This window comes from Desulfoconvexum algidum (genome assembly GCF_055382125.1).
Genome location: NZ_AP042394.1, coordinates 762,867 through 781,350, shown reverse-complemented (window position 1 = coordinate 781,350; position 18,484 = coordinate 762,867). Strand labels below are relative to the sequence as shown.

The following is an 18,484-nucleotide window of genomic DNA, read 5'->3' as shown; positions in this document are numbered from 1 at the left end:
TGTCATTCCGCCCCATTTATCAGATCCCGCAACACTCCAGCACATTTAAAAGTAACAACCCGTCTTTTACCCAGCACCATGTCCTCCCCGGTAGCCGGGTTCCTTCCCTTCCGTGCCGCCTTGTCATTGACCTGGAATTTACCAAACCCTGAAATCATAACATCTTCTCCTGATGCCAAAGAGGATTTCATAATTTCAAGAAGAGTTTCGACTGTGTCTTTTGCTACCGAATCAATCTTTCACCGGAGTTCCGACAAAAAAAGTGGTTGAAATCCTCATCCTTTTAATACGATACGATCAAATCCAGAAACAGTTCCCTTGACCATATTTGAGAATCTGTCTATAATTTATTTCATGAGTCGCCTCCTTTTTCGTGGCGGTTGTGTTTCATTCTCTCATCTATAGCAAATGGGACGGTTCATGTCATCTATGAGGTGGGTTACGATATACCCCGCTTTGATCGTTTAACATTGAATTAATTTACTTAGAAAAGGAGAATAAAAATGGCAGACCCAAAAGATATGTATCAATGTCAAATACACAATTGCGGATATGTTTATGACCCTGACAAAGGCGAACCAAAGACAAATACCCCTCCGGGGACAGCTTTTAAAAATCTTCCGGATGCTTGGGAATGTCCCTTCTGTGGATCATCAAAAAAGACATTTAGACCGTTAGCCGGACCGGGGTCAACATTAGCTGAGGGCAAATTATAGTTGCTTAATGGCCCTTTGAAGAGAAGGCACTGGTCGATCTTTGGAGCAGGAATAGAACCAAGGATCGTCTCACCATTGCCATTGATAAAATCATGATTTTAGAAGGGAATTATTCAGGATTAATGAGCATTCCGGAATTCTTTTTATCACAAATTATTCCACTTTATAAATTGGCTCAAGAGTTCTTTTTAAGTGCGTCCAGCGTTTCAAGATTACACACATCAAAACTTTGTCCGCACCCACCGCAAACCATCTCACATTTATCCGGCACTCGTGATCTCCTCGCCTTTAATTGCGCTTGACATTCAGGGCATTTGAGTTCACTGGCGTCATTTTTATTATCAGCGTCATTTTTCATAAAATTTTCCTTTTATGATCAAAATTGATACTGTTTGGCTCAATTTATTTTGGTAGCCTTGTCAAACAAGCCGGTAATTTTTCAACTATCGGATACGCTATATAAGCCTGTCCGTCATGGCGGCCATGATAAAATCATTGATATGAAGCCCCTGTACCGTATGGGTCCACCAAGTCACACAAACCCTGCCCCACTCGGTTAAGATGGATGGATGATGGTCTTCTTTCTCTGCAATCTCTCCCAGTCTGTTGGTAAAGGCCAGGGCCTGTTGAAAGTTTTTAAACTTAAATTCCCTGTGTAATTTTTTCACACCGCAGACGTCAACGATTTCCCAATATGGAATGTTAGTTCTCTGAACTTTAATCTCTTCAGGGGTCATCAAGGGATCCCCCATCCGGCAGGATTCAAAAGGTTTACGATGGAGATCCTCCATGGGGCTGCTCCTTATTTATTAGAACTTTTGCGGTTTACACACATTTTCGGCCTTTGCTGTGCTGCGTCCACAGCCTTCGCAGTAATGGGTGGCCGGTTTGATAAGTGCAATATAGGCCTTTGGGTCTTTGACCTGCAACTCTTCTTCTATATGGGCGCATAATGTTTTCTGTTTATCATCACTCATTTTTGAATACCTCCATTTTGGTATAACGAATTTCTCTGTGTTTGTGCCGTCTGAATAAATGTGGCTGTAGTTTTTAAATTATGCGATAGAACTGATCTACGGGCAGGTCCCCGGTAGCGGTTATGATAGGCTCAAACAGCTTCGAATACTCCTCGTCGTTATCAACTTCGGCATCGATTCGCTCGTAGTCAGCCAGCGAAGCATAGCGTGTCTGAATCGTTGCTCGGCCCCTCTGTCCTGCTAAATTGTACATGAGATCTATCGAGATTTCAGGATATTTTTCCCCCATATATTCCTTGATCTTGACAAGTGTCTCAAAAAACTCCGAATAGTTCTTCGTATAACTTATTTCCCTCTGGTGAATAATCATTTTATCCCTCTTATGTTTCCGTACCATAATAAATGGCGAGAAAATATCGAAAAGCTATAATTAAATTAGTGTTAGTTATGAATAATTAAAATGACCACAATGTGGTATCTAAATAGAATAAGAGCGGATGATAATTTGTCAAGAGAGTCGTAGTCGTACATCATGTAACCTGCGTTTAATACCTCTGGAGAGCGAATACTTGCATTCACCTTTTCTGTTAGGTGGACCTAAAAACGATTACTGGATGATCAAATCATGGGGCAGGAAATATATTTTACTGCCCGACAATCATAGACAAAAGACTCACCCATGGCACTGGAATTTTTATATATGAAAAGCATTTTAAATTTTCATATTTTTCTATGCAACATGATATAGATTCGTTCATTTAATGTATGAGCCTATTTTCATGTTGCCCTCCCCTATGTAATCAGTGATTTTTTTATTTTAATTTTTTTGTGCAAAGTTACACCCAAAGAACGGTAAAAGATATAAATCTTGTGATGGTGAAACATTTGGTACAACAATTGCTTAATTGATTTTTAATCATAAATCATACAACCTATAAAAAAGGAGCAGGGGAATTATGATATCTTTGGTTTTCTTTTTAGTCTTGGTCTTTGGTTTTTTTGGGTTCATGGGATATATTTTGTACTGTGCAGGACCCCAATAAATAAATTAAAAATTATTCAATTTACTCTTCAGAGATGGACTTTTTATTATGCTTATCAAAAAATTAAATTTTAAAACCCTTCAGGGAAGACTAATCGTATTGTTATTGTTCCCCGTATTTTTGATCATCTTTTCCGGAGGAATTTTAAGTTTTTTGTATACTCGAAATGTCATCCTCGATCAGTGGAATGAATCGGCTGTGCTAAAACTTCAACGAGCAGCCCACTATATTGAAATGCGTCTTTTAAAACCCATTGAGTTAATGGAAATGTTGTTTCAACTTTCTAAAAAAAAGGAGACGCCGATATCCCCGGATACCATTTTGGATCATATAAAAACCCTGGAAGGCGTTATTGATGTCGAGTTTAAAAATTTATCAAAAAAGGATCACCTCATTTCAGTCCCTGAAAATTCAATGATGGTTAAACATGGGATGATGCATTTCCAGCACAGCCGAATATCCAAAATTTCTGATCCGGAATATGATAGCGATGTAGGGCATGAAACCGTGACGTTGATTTTGACATTAATTGATGTAAGAGGAAATGATAACGGCCAAATTGAGGTTAAAATGAGCTTTAATTACCTGCTCAAGGACATCATAAAGCTTGGATGGTGGCAAAGTGATATGGCATGTATTGTTGATCAGGAAGGCAAATATATGGCTCATACCAATATGACAATGCAAGGCCGGCAGACTCTGGGTGGGAAAAATGACCCATTGGAAAAAGCAATTTTGAATAAAATGGAGGCCGATTCCTTTGGCACGGTTCAATCAGAAGGACATCCTCCGGATATGGTGGCAGGATTTTATAAGCTTGAACAAATACCCTGGACGATTATCTTATTTGCAAAGGGAAAAAGCATTCTAAAGCCAATCACCCAATACAGAAATGTTTTTGCTATAGGCAGTGCTGGTCTAATTTTTATCATCCTAATACTTATCAGAACACATGTCGGTAAAATCGTAAGCCAGATAAAAATCTTGTCAAGAAATGCTAAAAAGGTCGCAAACGGAAAATATGGTTCTCCCATCAAAGCGAGTAGCAAGGATGAAATAGGGCAATTGGTGGATAACTATAATGACATGGTAAAAGGTTTGATAGAACGGGATTTCATAAGGGATTCCTTTGGCCGATATGTTGACCCGGAGTTTGCAAAATATTTGTTAAAACATCCAGATGCTGGAAAACTGGGAGGCAAAAGAAGAGAAGTGGTCATGATGATGTCTGATATCAGGGGTTTTACAGCACTCTCAGAAACATTGAGTCCTGAAATTATCATCCGGGTTCTGAATCAGTATTTTTCCCACATGATAAAAATCATTCAGGAGCACAATGGCATTATTGTTGATTTTTTTGGAGATGCGATACTGGTATTTTTTGAGCCGCTGTCTGGACCTGCCTCTGACACATCGCTTTGCTGCATTCAGTGCGCCTCTCGTATGCAGTCTGAAATGGCCGCTTTTAACAAAAAAATGCAAAAAGAGAAATTGCCCGGACTGGGTATGGGCATTGGAATAAATGCCGGCCAGGTAATTGTCGGGAATATCGGATCTGATACCCGGGCAAAATATGGGGTTGTAGGATCCGCCGTAAATATTACAAGCCGGATTCAGGCCAAGGCAGAGAAGCAGGAAATCGTTATCTCGGAATCGGTATACCACTACACAAAGGATCAAATTCAGATTAAAAAAACATTTTCCGCTGAACTAAAGGGGGTGGATAAGCCAATGACACTGCGGATAATAGAAAACATTGTTGGCTAACGCTTTATTCCCATACCCCTTGCTTGGAAAACGATTTTTTCCCGTTGTCGAGTGATTGGGCTGCTGCTACATAAATGGTAAACGATCCCAGGCAAAATATACTCTTTATAAAAACTCAGTTTCCACCCCCATCTTTCTTTATACTCATTCTATACAATTGCTTTTACCATGGCGGAGCAGAGAATCCAATCCGGTTAATTTTTAAACACCTTTCTCTATACACTGTCTAAAAATTAGACAATTCATACATACAAAACCAGGTTGCTAACTGTATCAATATTCTCCTAATAATCGCAAAAAGTTTAAAAGTAATGGGTTTTATTCAGAAATTATTCTTTTTTTCAAATTTAAAAGACTTGGCATACCTTGTGCAAATATTTTTTTCATATTGGACGAAAGAACCAACTAAATCCAAAAAACTTTTGGATAAAAATATGAGTGATCAGAATATGAATCATGATACTGTAGGCCATTATAAAATGGACCATGGAACCAATCAGAAAATGGCAAAGGATTTTTTCCAGGTGTGATGTAGAAAACCTGGATCGGCTCTATTTTAAAGATTGTAAGGGCGTATAAAAAAAAGTATACTTTGTACATTACCTTAAACTTAATACTGATTAGTCACCCTTTTTTTCCAAAGTTTAGAACAATTCTTTTAAGCTGACTTCTGTTCAATCCATTCAATGCAGCCAGACTGAAAAATGAGTCTGGTGCTGGTTTATAGCTTTAATATCTTTAACGCAAAAGGAATTGCAATGAAACTATTTACTATATTAGCAGTTTTTTTATGTTTTGGCTTCTTGACCTTTTCGCCGGACACTTCTTTTGCATCAGAAAAGGGGGGGCTTCCTGGAATAGAGGACAGGTTGTCTGAGCGCCTTGATCTGTCAGATCTACTCCACTACGCATATTTGTCAAATCCCTCTATTACAGCTTCACGGGAATCCTGGCAGATCTTTATCGAGAACTACAGGATTGGAAAAAGCTATCCAGATCCCCAGCTCATGACCACTTATTTCCCCAAGCCCATTGAAACAAGGTTAGGACCCCAGGACTGGAACCTGACGCTGTCCCAGGTAATTCCCTTTCCCGGGACTTTGTCACAAAAGGGCAAAGTACTGGAGGCCGATGTCAGGATCTCCAGGCTTATGGTGGATAAAACAGTTAAAAATATAGTCACCGCTGTTTCTTCTTCTTATTATGAATTGGTTTACATCCAGAGAGCCGTTGATGTGGCAAAAGCAAACTTGGGTTTGAACCAAAAATTATTGAATATTAGTCAAAATGCCTATGCCCAGGACAACGCTCTTTTCTACGATGTGTCCAAGGCCCGTGCGCAGACTGCACAGATTCAATACGACATCATGCTGTTACAGGAGCTGGAACAAACAGAAAAAACAAAGATCAATACTTTATTAAACAGGCCCCCCAATGAGGCCCTTGGCAGAGCAATGAATCTTCCCCCAAAACAGGTGGTTTATTCATTGGACGAAATTTATGGTCTCTCCATGATGTACCAGGAAGATAATCTTATTGCAGAAGAAGCCATTCTAAAGTCAGAAGAAGCCATTCAACTTTCCAAATATGAAAATTTACCCTCATTCAAGTTTGGTCTTTTTTATGCGGGAATAGGCCAGCCAGATGTGGCATCGCCTCCAAAGGATGCCGGGGATGATGCTGTCGGGGTACAACTGGGTTTAAATCTTCCGTTGTGGTTTGGTAAAAACAAAAGCCGAACAGCGAAGGCAAAGGCTTCCAAAGCAAAAGCCATGGCAGATAAAACCGTGACCGCTAACAGAACCAAAGCCAGGATCAGCCGCCTCTGGTTTAAGCTTCAAAATTCAAATCGTTTGATTCTCCTTTATGAAAACGATCTGCTGCCCCAGGCCCTTGAAGCAGTTAAAACATCTGAGACATGGTTCCAGGAAGGACAGGGGAAATTATCTGATTTCCTGGAGATCCAGGCAACCGCCTATAACTTTCAACTATCCCTTGAACGGGCAAAGACTGATTATAGTAAGACCCTTGTACAGCTTGAACGACTGGCCGGAGTAGTTCTTGATAGGAAAAACTCTGAACCTGAAGGAGAGAATCAATGAAAATACTAATAAGCGGTATATTTATTCTAAGTATTCTTTCGGTATCACTATTATATGCAAATTATGACAGCATGAAAAAAGACCTGGAAGAATACACTCCGCAAAAGAGTTTTGCCATAATAGCCGAACCCGGTATTCAAGAAACCGAGACGTTTCCTGATGATGCGCATGGCGTTGCAGAAATAAAAACCTTGAAAATGGGGTATGAACGAGAAATTTCCAACCCGAACAGCCGATTTGTCGAGATGGGGGTGGATGAAAAAATTCTCAAACGGCTTTCCGGGATATCTTCTGATCAAGATGCGCTCATTAAACATATTCAACAAAAAATCCGCTTGAATGAGATTAAAGTCATTGCTGTCTTGCGCAATCCGGCTATCCAGGCCGCCCAAAAAAAAGTAATGGCTGAAATTCAGTCCTTTGACCAGGTCATGAACCTGGACAACACGCTTACGCAATATGCCTCTTTCACTAAGACAATCAATAATAAGGTTGGCCCCCTGAAAGGGAAGGATTCCATTCGAATGAGTTATCCTTTTCCAGGGTTGTCCTCCCTTAAAGGCCGTATTGTTCAAAGCCAGGTGGCCATGCTGATAGAAAAGATGCAAATTATTAACAAACAGGTTCTCAGAGATATCGAAACAGTCTATTGGGACTTAATTTTTGTCGTAAAATCAACAAAAATCACCATGGAGACCATTGATGCGTTTAGACGTCTTGAGGGGGTCGCCACATCCCTGTACAAAAGCGGAAAAACCAGCTTCCAGGATGTGATCAAGATCAATATTAAGATAGAAGAACTCAAAGAAGATCTGGTTACCTTGAAAGCCAAAAAGAAAAATATAGAAATCCGGATTCTTGAACTTTTAAGCCTACCGGCTAACATCGATTTAGGCAAAACTGTTGTTGCCCCACAGCCTCCCGAAACGCCCCAGGCTGAAGCGCTGTTTCCCATTGCCAGGGAGCACCGCCAGGAACTCAAAGTAATCCAGTTTCAGATCAGAAAACTAACGTCCATGGTGGAAATGTCGGAATCCATGATAGAAGCGCCGCTTACCCTGGGGTTTTCAACTTCTGAAAATGATATCATCAACACAACGGGTACCAACGCCCCTAAAGAGGCCTTTGCCACCCAAACCATGGCGGCCATGAAAAATAACAGTCCTACCAAACCCTTATACGGGTTGGATGAACCCTGGCTTGCGCAAACAAGGCAAAATCTGTCAAGTCTTCGACAAACCCTGGTTTCCCAGGAAAATGCCACAAACCGGATGGTGAGAAATGCCTGGTTTAAAACAGACAAAAACCGAAGGGAGTTCAGTTTATATCAAAACAGAATTCTGCCTTTGGCAAAATCCAGCTTGGATGTGTCCACCAAGGAATACGAAGCCGGGTCCATCCCATTTTCCCAAGTCATTGATTCTTATACCTATTGGCTGAAAGTTAAATTGACAATTGCTAAAAAACAGGCTGACCTTGGCACCTCCTTTGCTGAACTGGAAAATATTGTGGGTAAAAAATTATAAAAACACAGGGGAAAACTTCATGAAAATAAAAGGGATTGGATTGACCATTGTCTTCACTGCATTGATAACGGGTACAGTTGTTTTTTATATAATGACAGGTCTCAGTACCGTTGCCCCGACAACAGGACAGGAAACTCAAGAGGGTACGAAAGAACAGAAGATCATTTATTGGAAGGCTCCCATGGACCCTACCGAGATCTATGAAGAACCCGGCAAAAGTAAGATGGGCATGGATCTTGTCCCTGTATATGAGGATGAGATGGCAGGAGAGGACGATGACAAGGAACGAAAAGTAGTTTATTGGAAAGCCCCCATGGATCCTACCGAGATCTATGATCAACCTGGTAAGAGTAAGATGGGCATGGAACTTGTCCCGGTGTATGAGGACGAACTGGTAGGCGGAGTGGACATTAAAATTAACCCTGTGGTGGAACAGAACATGGGCTTGAAAGTTGAGTCCGTTGAAAAAGGTCCCTTGAACCATACCGTCAAAACCTATGGCCATGTTACTTTTGATGAGACTCTGACAGGTATTATCAGTCAGAAATCTTCCGGCTGGGTAGAAACGCTTTATGCAAACTATACTGGTTTTATGGTTAACAAGGGAGACCCCTTATACGAAATTTATTCTCCCTCCCTACTGGCCTCCCAGGAAGAATACCTCTCGGCCTATAGAAATTACCAGAGAAGTAAAAGTAATTTAAACAAAGATCTGCTGGAATCAGCAAGGAAAAGGCTCCAGTATTATGATATTGCAGACCGGGAAATCAAGCGCATTGAACATTCTGGTCAGGTTCAAAAAACCTTGACCGTCCGATCCCCTTATCAGGGGGTGATCACCCATAAAAATGTCATTGAAGGGAGCTATGTAAAAACCGGTGCAAGCCTCTTTACCATTGCCGATCTATCCACCGTATGGGTAGAAGCTCATATCTTTGAATATGAACAAAATCTGGTTTATGAAGGGCAGGAAGTTGAAATGACCTTGTCCTATAATCCGGATAAGGTCCACACCGGTAAAATCTCTTATATTTTTCCCTATCTGCAACCCAAAACCCGGGATGTGATCATCCGGATTTCTTTTAAAAACACAAATGATGAATTAAAGCCGGACATGTTTGCCCAGATTAAGATCAATACCAACACTGGTAAAACAGGATTGTTTATCTCTTCTCAGGCCGTCATTCATTCCGGAGAAAAAAAAATCGTCTTTGTGGCAAAGGGTAAAGGGAAATTCACTCCCAGGCAGATCACCACGGGAATTTTTCTGGAACAAGAAAAGGTTCAAGTGTTAAGCGGCCTTGCTGCAGGAGAAAATATTGTGGTGTCCGGGCAGTTCTTACTGGATTCGGAATCCAAGCTTAAAGAGGCGATCCAAAAAATGATCGAATCAAAATCCGGTCCTGCCAAGGAGGGAAAGACAGAAGTCAAAGAAGGTTCCGATGATTTTTTTGATGAGATGGATGACAAACCTGCGGACGAGTTTTTCAAGGACATGGAATAGACGAGGAATCCTTCAGATGATAGATAAAATAATTGAGTGGTCTGTGCACAATAGATTCATGGTCATCCTGACAACCTTTTTTGTTATTGTAGGCGGTATCCTGGCCATGTTTAACACACCCTTGGACGCCATTCCTGACCTTTCCGACGTCCAGGTCATTATATATACTGAATACCCGGGGCAGGCTCCCCAGGTGGTGGAAGACCAGGTCACCTATCCATTGACAACCGCTATGCTCAGTGTGCCCTTTGCCAAAGTGGTCAGGGGATATTCCTTTTTTGGGGTTTCTTTTGTCTACCTCATTTTTGAAGACGGTACTGATATCTACTGGGCAAGGTCCAGGGTAATGGAATATTTAAATTTCGTATCCGGCAGACTGCCCCCCGGGGTCACCCCAAGTCTCGGCCCCGATGCCACCGGGGTGGGCTGGGTCTATGAATATATTTTAAAAGACACCACGGGCAAAACCGATCTTGCAGAACTTCGTTCTCTCCAGGACTGGTTTGTTCGCTACGAACTGACCGCCGTTCCCGGGGTATCTGAAGTTGCCAGCATAGGCGGATTTGTCAAGCAGTACCAGGTGGAAGTGGACCCCAACAAGCTTCTCTCCTACAATATTACCATCCAGAAAATTAAAAAGGCGATCCAGCGTTCCAATTCAGATGTAGGCGGCAAGCTCATTGAAATGGGAGAAACCGAATTCATGGTCAGGGGGCTGGGGTATATAAAGTCGGTTGAAGATATTGAACAGATCGCTGTTTCCTTTGACGAGAAAGGAACCCCGATTCTATTAAAGGATATTGCCAATATCCAAATTGGCCCGGAATTGCGTCGGGGTATCCTGGAATGGAACGGAGAAGGAGAAACCGTTGGCGGTGTGGTTATCATGCGGTTCGGCGAGAATGCCCTGGAGGTTATAAAGCGAGTTAAAGAGAAATTAAAAGACCTGGAAAAAGGGTTGCCCGAAGGGGTTGAGATTATCTCCGGATACGACAGATCCGCCTTGATTGAGCGGGCGGTTGCAACCCTTAAGACTAAGCTCACCGAAGAGATGATCGTGGTGGCCTTGATCTGTATCATTTTCCTGCTCCATTTCAGGTCGGCTTTTGTGGCCATATTCACTCTTCCCGTGGGCATCTTGATGTCTTTTATGATCATGTACCCCTTTGGGGTAAATGCCAATATCATGAGTCTGGGAGGGATTGCTATTGCCATAGGCGTCATGGTAGATGCCTCCATTGTTATGGTGGAAAATGCCCATAAACACCTGGAACGGGATCGGGGGAAAAAAAGCCACACACAGATTATTATTGATGCATCCAAAGAGGTGGGGCCTGCTCTGTTTTTTAGCCTTTTGATCATCACGGTATCTTTTTTACCGGTGTTCAGCCTCATGGAACAGTCAGGAAGACTTTTCAGGCCCCTGGCCTATACCAAGACCTCTGCCATGGCAGCATCTTCGATCCTGGCCATTACTATTATTCCGGTGCTCATGACCTTTTTTGTCCGGGAAAATACCATAGACCCCAAATTGCCGGGAAAACAAAAGCGCAAAATCTGGTTTCTTGCACTGGCAGGTCCCCCTCTGGCAGTTATTATTGCCAGGCTTGCCGGAGTTAAGTTGCCGGAGCTGAGCTTGGTCTTTGCCCTTGGGTTTTCAATATTTCTTGGATTATGCCTTTCCCCACAGAAAATCATGCCCGAAGGAAAAAATCCTTTGAATCGGTTTTTGATCCGGATATACCTGCCCATGATCAAGCTGGTGTTAAAATGGCGGAAAATCACCGTATTGGTTTCCCTTTTTGCCATTGCCGTTACCTGGTATCCCATGAGTCGGGTAGGAAGTGAATTCATGCCGCCCCTGAACGAAGGAGACCTCTTGTACATGCCCACCACGTTGCCGGGCATTTCCATTACCAAGGCAAAAGAACTTTTGCAGCAAACAGATAAGATCATTCAGCGATTTCCGGAAGTTAAAAGTACTCTGGGAAAGATTGGCCGTGCAGAGACCTCTACAGATCCGGCTCCTTTGTCCATGATCGAAACTGTGATCATGATGAGGCCCCAGGTAGAGTATGAAATGATTGACAAAGAACGGTTCTTTTCCAATTGGCCCGGATGGTTGAAAAAACCCCTAAGCTGGATCTGGCCGGAACAGATAAAAGGAAAGATTCTCCATGAATGGCGAAAGAAACCCATTGACTGGTTTTATTCTGACTGGCCCGGGCTCTTCCAGGCGCCCTTCACCTGGATATTGCCACAGGAACGGTATATTACTATCCAGGAACTGGCTGACGATCTGGAGCAGGCAGTTAAATTCCCCGGGCTTACAAATGCCTGGACCATGCCCATTAAAACAAGAATTGACATGCTCTCCACGGGGATTAAAACCCCTGTGGGTATTAAGATCATGGGGCCAGATCTTGAGATCCTGGCCAGCCTCGGTGAACAGATTGAGGCACTGCTTAGAAATAAAAAAGGGACCATGTCTGCATTTTCCGAGCGGGTCACAGGAGGCAATTACCTTGATTTTACCATCAAAAGAGAAGAGATCGCCCGGTACGGTCTTCATGTGCAAGATGTCCAGGACATAATAAAAACAGCCATCGGAGGGATGAATGTTACCTATACCATTGAGGGACTGGAACGATATCCGGTTAATCTTAGATACAACAGAGAGTTTCGGGATAATATCGACATGATCAAACGGGTATTGGTTCCCACCCCCTCCGGAGCCCAGGTTCCCCTGACTCAGCTAGCCGATATCTCCATCAAAAAAGGACCGGCCGGCATCAAGAGTGAAAACTCTAAGCGAAGTGCCTGGGTCTTTGTAGATATCAAAAACATGGATATCGGCACCTATGTGAAACAGGCACGTAAAATGGTAGATGAAAATATTGAGCTGCCTTCGGGGTACTCCCTGGTCTGGTCAGGCCAGTATGAATATATGGAAAAGGCCAGGAAAACCTTGAACATCATTGTCCCGGCCACCCTGCTGGTGATTTTTATCCTGTTGTTTATTCACTTTAACAATATTATTGAAGTGTTCATTGTCATGGCCAGCCTTCCCTTTGCCCTTCTGGGAGGCTTCTGGCTCATCTATATTTTGGGATACAATATGTCCGTTGCCGTGGGGGTCGGGTTCATCGCCCTGGCAGGCCTTGCCACTGAGACCGGTATTGTCATGCTGGTATACCTGGATGAGGTTTTTAAACGGAAAAAGGAGAAAAATCAAATGAATACGGCCGCAGACCTTCATGCATCCATTGTTGAAGGGGCTGTGGACAGGGTTCGGCCGAAAATCATGACAGTTGCCACAACCCTCATCGGTCTTTTACCTGTCATGTACGGCAGCGGGGCCGGCTCCCAGATCATGAAGCGAATTGCAGCCCCCATGGTGGGGGGCCTTGTCTCCTCTACCATTATGACTTTAATTATCATCCCGGTGATCTACGATTTGTGGAAAAACTGGGAACTCAATAAAACAAACAAACTTTAAAGAAAGGAATTTACCCATGAACTTTAATTTGAAACCCATCATCGCCCTTATTTTTGCCACATTAATTTTAACCTGTTCTGCCTTTGCCAGTGATGACATGAAAGGCCACGACATGAAAGGCCACGACATGTCTTCGTCAGACAAAATCGGAACCCTCGTCCATGAATCCGTAGTGGACGGTTATATGCTCTCCTATTACCTCATGGATCTTCGTGATGGCAAAGACGCTGACAAAAAAGATATGGATAAGCCCCATCACATCATGGTTTATATCATGGATAAAGATCATAAACCCGTTCTTGAGGGAAAAGTCGGATTCATGATCAAAAAAGGTGACACGGCACCCCCGCAAAAAGCCATGGCCATGTATATGAGCAAAGGATTCGGTATTACGGCTGATATGAAACAAAAAGGAGTCTACTCCATTACTGCCAAGGCGCTGTTGGGAGAAGCCAAACTCATGGACAGTTTTACCCATGAAATGAAATAATATCTTTAATCTCCAAAGGACACGGGGAGCCTGAAAACTCCCCGTGTCTTTAGACGTCAATTAATTAGGAGCCCAAAAAATGAAAGGTTACCGAAAATATACTGCTGCCTTGATACTGATTTTTTTTCTTTTATCCGGTTCCTATCTATGGGCCCATGGAGACAAGCATAAAAAACAAAAAGAGCAAAAAATGCAGCACTGGGCAGCACCACAGGAGGAAAAACTTCGAATTAACCCCATTCCTCTGACAGACGAATCCATTCTTCGAGGCAAGAATCTGTACACCAAAGACTGCACAGGTTGTCATGGTGTTAAAGGTGACGGAAAAGGACCGGATGCACCCTATATGACACCAAGGCCCAGTAATCTTAAGGCCATGGCAGGTCATCATCAAGATGGGGATCTGTCCTGGAAAATCAGGAAAGGGAAAGGAGCCATGCCTGCCTGGGAAGAACTCTTTTCAGAAGAACAAATATGGGATCTTGTTAATTATATTCAAAGCCTTAAATTCATTGATCAGAAGACGCCTTTGAATCAAGAATAAGTTTTGAGGTCACCACGCCATTTGAAGGAGAAGAAATCATATTTCCCCCGTGGGCAGTATGCGATCAAGAGACAGGTGATGTCGTTTCATTTTATTGTTCAGTGTTGTCCGGGTGATATTCAAAATTTTGGACGCTTCACTCTTATTCCCTTTTGTTTGTTTTAAGGTCTCAACAAGGGCCAGGCTTTCAATTTCATCAAGAGACTTTCCGCCCAGGGATAACTGAGTTTTAAACGAGGCTTCCGGACGGTACTCTTTCATCACATTTATCGGCAGGTCCTTTTCAGATACATATTGCCCCATGGATAAAATGACGGCTCTTTCAATGGCATTTTCAAGTTCCCGCACATTGCCGGGCCATTGATATTTCGTCAGGGCATCCATTGCCATTGGGGTGAATCCCTTCAGGGCTTTTCTGTTCTTTCGGGTATATTTTTTTAGAAATTTTTGAGATAGAATGGGGACATCGCCTGTTCGGTGTCTCAGCGGCGGGATCTCTATGTTTACGACATTTAGGCGATAAAAAAGATCTTCTCTGAAGGCCTTTTTTATGACCTCTTTTCCCAAATTACGGTTTGTTGCGGCAATGATACGAACATTCACTTTTATGGGGTTGTCACTGCCGACACTTTGAATCTCTTTTTCCTGAATGGCTCTGAGCAACTTTACCTGCATGGAAAGGGGCATTTCTCCGATTTCATCTAAAAAGACAGATCCCTTATCCGCTTGTCTGAACAGGCCATCACGTCGTTTGTCCGCACCGGTGAATGCCCCTTTTTCATGGCCAAACAATTCTGATTCCAAAAGGGTTTCGGTCAAGGCGGCACAATTTACAACCACCAGCATATGGTCTCGTCGGTAACTGGTTTTGTGAATCGCCTTTGCAAAAAGTTCTTTGCCTGTTCCACTTTCGCCGGTAATAAGAATATTGGCATCAGATTTGGCGGTAATTTTAGCAGTTTCCATGACCCTTTCCATAGCCCGGCTTGATCCAATGATGTCCGAAAAACTGCTGGCCGATAAAAGTTTCTCTTTAAGGATCTTATTTTCTATGGATAGCTTCAAATGGCTCATGGCCCTGTCGATTATAATTTTAAGTTCTTCGAAATTTAACGGCTTGGTTAAATAATCATAGGCCCCAAGTTTCATGGCCTCAACTGCTTTGTCCACTGAAGAATAGGCTGTCATAATAATGATAGGGATGGATGGATTAATTTCTTTGATCTGTTGTAATGCCTCAATACCATCAATACTGGACATCCTGACGTCCATAAGAATCAAATCATAGGGGTTTTCCTTGGCTGACGCTATGGCCTGTCCTCCATCGGTTGCCTTTTCAACTGTGTGACCCAAGCTGCCCAGCACGGTATTGAGCATGGTAAGATGCCCTAAGTCATCATCTACGATTAAGATGCGTCCTTTCATATCGGATTTTCCTTTTCGCCTATTATGGGTAAGACAATTGAAATTGTTGTGCCTGAATTTTCAGTACTTCTTGCCTGGATGAATCCGTTGTGGTTTTCTACAATCTTATGGGCAATGGCCAGCCCTAATCCAGTGCCGCTATTTTTAGTGGTGAAATAGGGATCAAAAATATGTTTTAAATTTTTAAGAGAAATACCAGTCCCCGTATCAGAGACATCTATGACAAGGTTCGGACCTTGCAGGTCTGCCCTGACTATCAGCTTTCCACCCTTTGTCATGGCTTGAATGGCATTGATGTATAAATTCAAAAGGACCTGGGTAAGCCGGTCCAAATCAGCCATTAGATACGGAAGACCAGGTGCTATCATTGGCGTTATTTGAATACCCACAGTCTCGGCTTCGTGAGAGACAATGCGGATAGAGTGAACAATTAGGTCACTGACCTTAATTTCCTTTAATTTCAGATCCGGAGGTCTTGCAAATTCAAGAAGTTCAGATATCACCCGGTTCACCCGATCCACCTCTTCTGCCATAAGATCTGCGGCTTTTCTATTTTCGCTGCTATCCTCGAACAGGCTGCCAAAATAGGTGACATACCCTTTTATAGAACTTAACGGGTTTCTAATTTCATGGGCAATACCAGCGGCCAAGTTTCCAACAGTGGCCAATTGTTCAATGCGTTGAGTTCTATTTTCAAGTACTCTAATCTCTGTTAGATCCTTGAAAACAAACATAAAGCCAATATAATTCCCATCTTCACCATGGATGTTCGTTGCACTCACAGCTACTGGGGTTGAACTGCTTTTTTCCCGTAAAAGACGAATTTCTTTTTCTGCTACCGGCTGTCCTGCTTTGATCCTATCATGTAAGCTCCATATATTGTTCGGGAGAAGTTCTTTGGCATCCACACCTTGTACTGCCAGCTCATTGGTCCCAAGAAGATTCCATGCAACAGCATTGCTGTATATGACCCGATACCGAATATCCATAACAAGAATCCCTACAGGTAAATGGCTCACTACTTCCGATGCAAATTTTCGGGTATCCTGAAGGAGTTTACGAGAGCGGGTATAGTTCTGGGCCCAGAATAGAGAAATAACTCCTGCAAGGCCAAGAGAAAAAATAATCGCAGCCATCACAATATTATGTTTCAAATCCTCTCTCATGGCTATTTCAAAAGGGGCGATATCCATTCCAATAAAAATATAGGGACGGTTAGTAGGGTCCATAATTTTTCGGGTTGTGACACTGCTTTCCCAGTCTATATGATCATGCCCCGGATGGTCAAAAACCGGTAAAAAGGTCTTGTATACTTCAAAATATTTTACCCCATTCTCCTGCCCCGCTATTCTCCATTGGGGCAGATGGGATGGGGAAAGGGTCTCTAAGATATCCATATCTATAAAGTTTTCCCCAATCAGGGAACTTTTATTATGGGCCAGAATTATCCCTGAACTATCTACAATACTAATATAGGAAATATCAGACTGCCCAGCAGTCTCTTTTAGAAGAACCTGCAAATGAATTTCATTCGCAAACACTCCCATCTTACCCATCATACCCTTCATGCCAGTACGTGTTCCAGCTTCAAAGGAACGGATCAGGGCAGCTCCTTTTTCTTTCAAAAGAGTTCCCATCTGCTCCTTATCCCGGTTGTAGTTGACAACGCCTAAAAATCCCACAATTGTGATAAGGAGCAAACTTGCCCCAATGATCATCCAGGGCGATATATGAATTTTGTGTTTCATAAGCATACCTGATTAAAAATTAGACATTTTTTGGATGAATGTATAATTATTAAACATATTATACAAATTAACAAGCGGTTTCAAAGGCAAAGAAATTCTTAATCTTAATCAAACGCTTAAAGAAGTTATTCCAGCCTATCAAGATAATTTTGCCCGTAGGATTCTCTTAATTCATTGAAAATATTCAAATCGAACAGCAGAGGATGTAATGGATGACATGAAGCATCTCCATTCAATCTTGACGCTGCAAAAAGGAGCGAGAAAACCAACACGTCACCTTGAGACACCAAGTAAGACCCAAGCCGAAGTCCTATCGGCTTTTGGGCCGGATTGATGAGGGTGGGGTCTTACAGGTCATGGATTGATAAAGCCCTATCAATTAAGGCGATGGGCGTCACATGCCGTCTTATCCACGAAACTCCTGTTAGAGGATTACGGACACGAATCAAGTTGATATTTGACAACATTCATATCTGAACACGCACTGCAGGCGTTGCTGTAAGTTTTCTGGCTACCATCGGCCAGTTCACCGCAAACTGGGACATATTCTTGAGTACAAATCTCCGGTCGTATTTCTTCACAGCGAATAAAGCTGTCTGTAGGCTCACTGGGTCTATACGTGCTATTGGAGCCCGAAACGCAACCGATGGCCAAGAGGCAGAATAATCCAATTAATATCCAAACAATCTTTTCGAATCTGTTTGCGCATCCATTTTGATTCAACATAAATCTTACCTTCCTGATAATCTTGATTTTACAAAATACTACCCATTATCTCTAACCCGCTTGATATTTATCGAACTGCCTTGGTAGTTTTGCAAGTGGCCACTTTGGAACCACTGTGCCAGCTTGTAACGGAAATCATTACCTTCTAAATTTCATTGTGCCGGTATCGTATTTGAGATCCAAATAGAGATAACCATCTTACGCTGCTTGGGATCATCTGCTGCCAAGCGACGAAAAAGTATTGAAGGACTGTTCTCGATAATGAGTTCAGCTAATTTCAAAGCCCTATTGCCTTTGCCTTCCACGCTGTTGCTTTTAATTCGGTGAACTATCAGATAAACATATGACGCATTGTGTGATCGGTCAACCATAGGTTAGAAAGGATTTAGTATAAATGGCTTTAACCTTTTGTCTATT

Annotated in this window: 16 protein-coding genes; 8 read left to right on the top strand and 8 right to left on the bottom strand. The window is 42.5% G+C overall.

Annotated features, from left to right (window positions below):
- Positions 1 to 2: 2 nt before the first annotated feature.
- Entirely contained in the window at positions 3 to 236 is a 234-nt protein-coding gene (locus ACZ45G_RS03470; protein ID WP_464179851.1) for an integration host factor subunit alpha, read from the bottom strand.
- A gap of 267 nt (positions 237 to 503) precedes the next feature.
- Here ACZ45G_RS03470 and ACZ45G_RS03465 point away from each other — a divergent pair, with 267 nt between their 5' ends.
- Positions 504 to 716 carry a rubredoxin gene (locus tag ACZ45G_RS03465; RefSeq protein ID WP_464175281.1) on the top strand — a complete coding sequence of 71 codons (213 nt, stop codon included), beginning with the start codon at positions 504 to 506 and terminating at the stop codon, positions 714 to 716.
- 175 nt (positions 717 to 891) lie between these two features.
- On the opposite strand, the gene ACZ45G_RS03460 is transcribed toward ACZ45G_RS03465, so the two are convergent.
- The 4 genes from ACZ45G_RS03460 to ACZ45G_RS03445 all read right to left on the bottom strand — a co-directional run bounded on the left by ACZ45G_RS03460 (position 892) and on the right by ACZ45G_RS03445 (position 2,063).
- On the bottom strand, positions 892 to 1,074 hold the full coding sequence (locus tag ACZ45G_RS03460; RefSeq protein WP_464175279.1) for a hypothetical protein: 183 nt from the start codon (positions 1,072 to 1,074) through the stop codon (positions 892 to 894).
- A 97-nt stretch (positions 1,075 to 1,171) separates the two neighbouring features.
- Entirely contained in the window at positions 1,172 to 1,507 is a 336-nt protein-coding gene (locus ACZ45G_RS03455) for a 4a-hydroxytetrahydrobiopterin dehydratase (RefSeq protein WP_464175278.1), read from the bottom strand.
- A gap of 18 nt (positions 1,508 to 1,525) precedes the next feature.
- On the bottom strand, positions 1,526 to 1,693 hold the full coding sequence (locus ACZ45G_RS03450; protein ID WP_464175277.1) for a hypothetical protein: 168 nt from the start codon (positions 1,691 to 1,693) through the stop codon (positions 1,526 to 1,528).
- Between the two features lie 73 nt (positions 1,694 to 1,766).
- Positions 1,767 to 2,063 carry a hypothetical protein gene (locus ACZ45G_RS03445; protein WP_464175276.1) on the bottom strand — a complete coding sequence of 99 codons (297 nt, stop codon included), beginning with the start codon at positions 2,061 to 2,063 and terminating at the stop codon, positions 1,767 to 1,769.
- Between the two features lie 721 nt (positions 2,064 to 2,784).
- On the opposite strand from ACZ45G_RS03445, the gene ACZ45G_RS03440 reads away from it, so the two are divergent.
- The 7 genes from ACZ45G_RS03440 to ACZ45G_RS03410 all read left to right on the top strand — a co-directional run bounded on the left by ACZ45G_RS03440 (position 2,785) and on the right by ACZ45G_RS03410 (position 14,168).
- A complete protein-coding gene (locus ACZ45G_RS03440) occupies positions 2,785 to 4,503 on the top strand; it encodes an adenylate/guanylate cyclase domain-containing protein (protein ID WP_464175275.1) in 1,719 nt (572 codons plus the stop codon).
- A gap of 758 nt (positions 4,504 to 5,261) precedes the next feature.
- Positions 5,262 to 6,605 (top strand): TolC family protein, encoded by a 1,344-nt coding sequence (locus ACZ45G_RS03435; RefSeq protein WP_464175274.1) that lies wholly within the window; start codon positions 5,262 to 5,264, stop codon positions 6,603 to 6,605.
- Positions 6,602 to 8,131: a TolC family protein gene (locus ACZ45G_RS03430; RefSeq protein ID WP_464175273.1), complete on the top strand. Its 1,530-nt coding sequence runs from the start codon at positions 6,602 to 6,604 to the stop codon at positions 8,129 to 8,131. The genes ACZ45G_RS03435 and ACZ45G_RS03430 overlap by 4 nt, the downstream gene beginning before the upstream one ends.
- A 19-nt stretch (positions 8,132 to 8,150) precedes the next feature.
- On the top strand, positions 8,151 to 9,635 hold the full coding sequence (locus tag ACZ45G_RS03425) for an efflux RND transporter periplasmic adaptor subunit (protein WP_464175272.1): 1,485 nt from the start codon (positions 8,151 to 8,153) through the stop codon (positions 9,633 to 9,635).
- 16 nt (positions 9,636 to 9,651) lie between these two features.
- Entirely contained in the window at positions 9,652 to 13,134 is a 3,483-nt protein-coding gene (locus ACZ45G_RS03420; RefSeq protein WP_464175271.1) for an efflux RND transporter permease subunit, read from the top strand.
- 16 nt (positions 13,135 to 13,150) lie between these two features.
- Positions 13,151 to 13,624, top strand: coding sequence for a hypothetical protein (locus tag ACZ45G_RS03415; protein ID WP_464175270.1), 474 nt, complete (start codon positions 13,151 to 13,153; stop codon positions 13,622 to 13,624).
- A gap of 79 nt (positions 13,625 to 13,703) precedes the next feature.
- Entirely contained in the window at positions 13,704 to 14,168 is a 465-nt protein-coding gene (locus ACZ45G_RS03410; RefSeq protein ID WP_464175268.1) for a c-type cytochrome, read from the top strand.
- Between the two features lie 36 nt (positions 14,169 to 14,204).
- Here the strand turns inward: ACZ45G_RS03410 and ACZ45G_RS03405 are convergent, their stop codons facing one another.
- From ACZ45G_RS03405 to ACZ45G_RS03395, 3 genes are all read right to left on the bottom strand, one after another.
- Positions 14,205 to 15,593 carry a sigma-54-dependent transcriptional regulator gene (locus ACZ45G_RS03405; RefSeq protein ID WP_464175267.1) on the bottom strand — a complete coding sequence of 463 codons (1,389 nt, stop codon included), beginning with the start codon at positions 15,591 to 15,593 and terminating at the stop codon, positions 14,205 to 14,207.
- The gene (locus tag ACZ45G_RS03400) at positions 15,590 to 17,341 is read right to left on the bottom strand and encodes an ATP-binding protein (RefSeq protein WP_464175266.1); all 1,752 of its coding nucleotides are present in this window, start codon (positions 17,339 to 17,341) and stop codon (positions 15,590 to 15,592) included. Before ACZ45G_RS03400 ends, ACZ45G_RS03405 begins: the two co-directional genes overlap by 4 nt.
- A 432-nt stretch (positions 17,342 to 17,773) precedes the next feature.
- Positions 17,774 to 18,067 (bottom strand): Kazal-type serine protease inhibitor family protein, encoded by a 294-nt coding sequence (locus tag ACZ45G_RS03395; RefSeq protein ID WP_464175264.1) that lies wholly within the window; start codon positions 18,065 to 18,067, stop codon positions 17,774 to 17,776.
- Between the last annotated feature and the right edge of the window lie 417 nt (positions 18,068 to 18,484).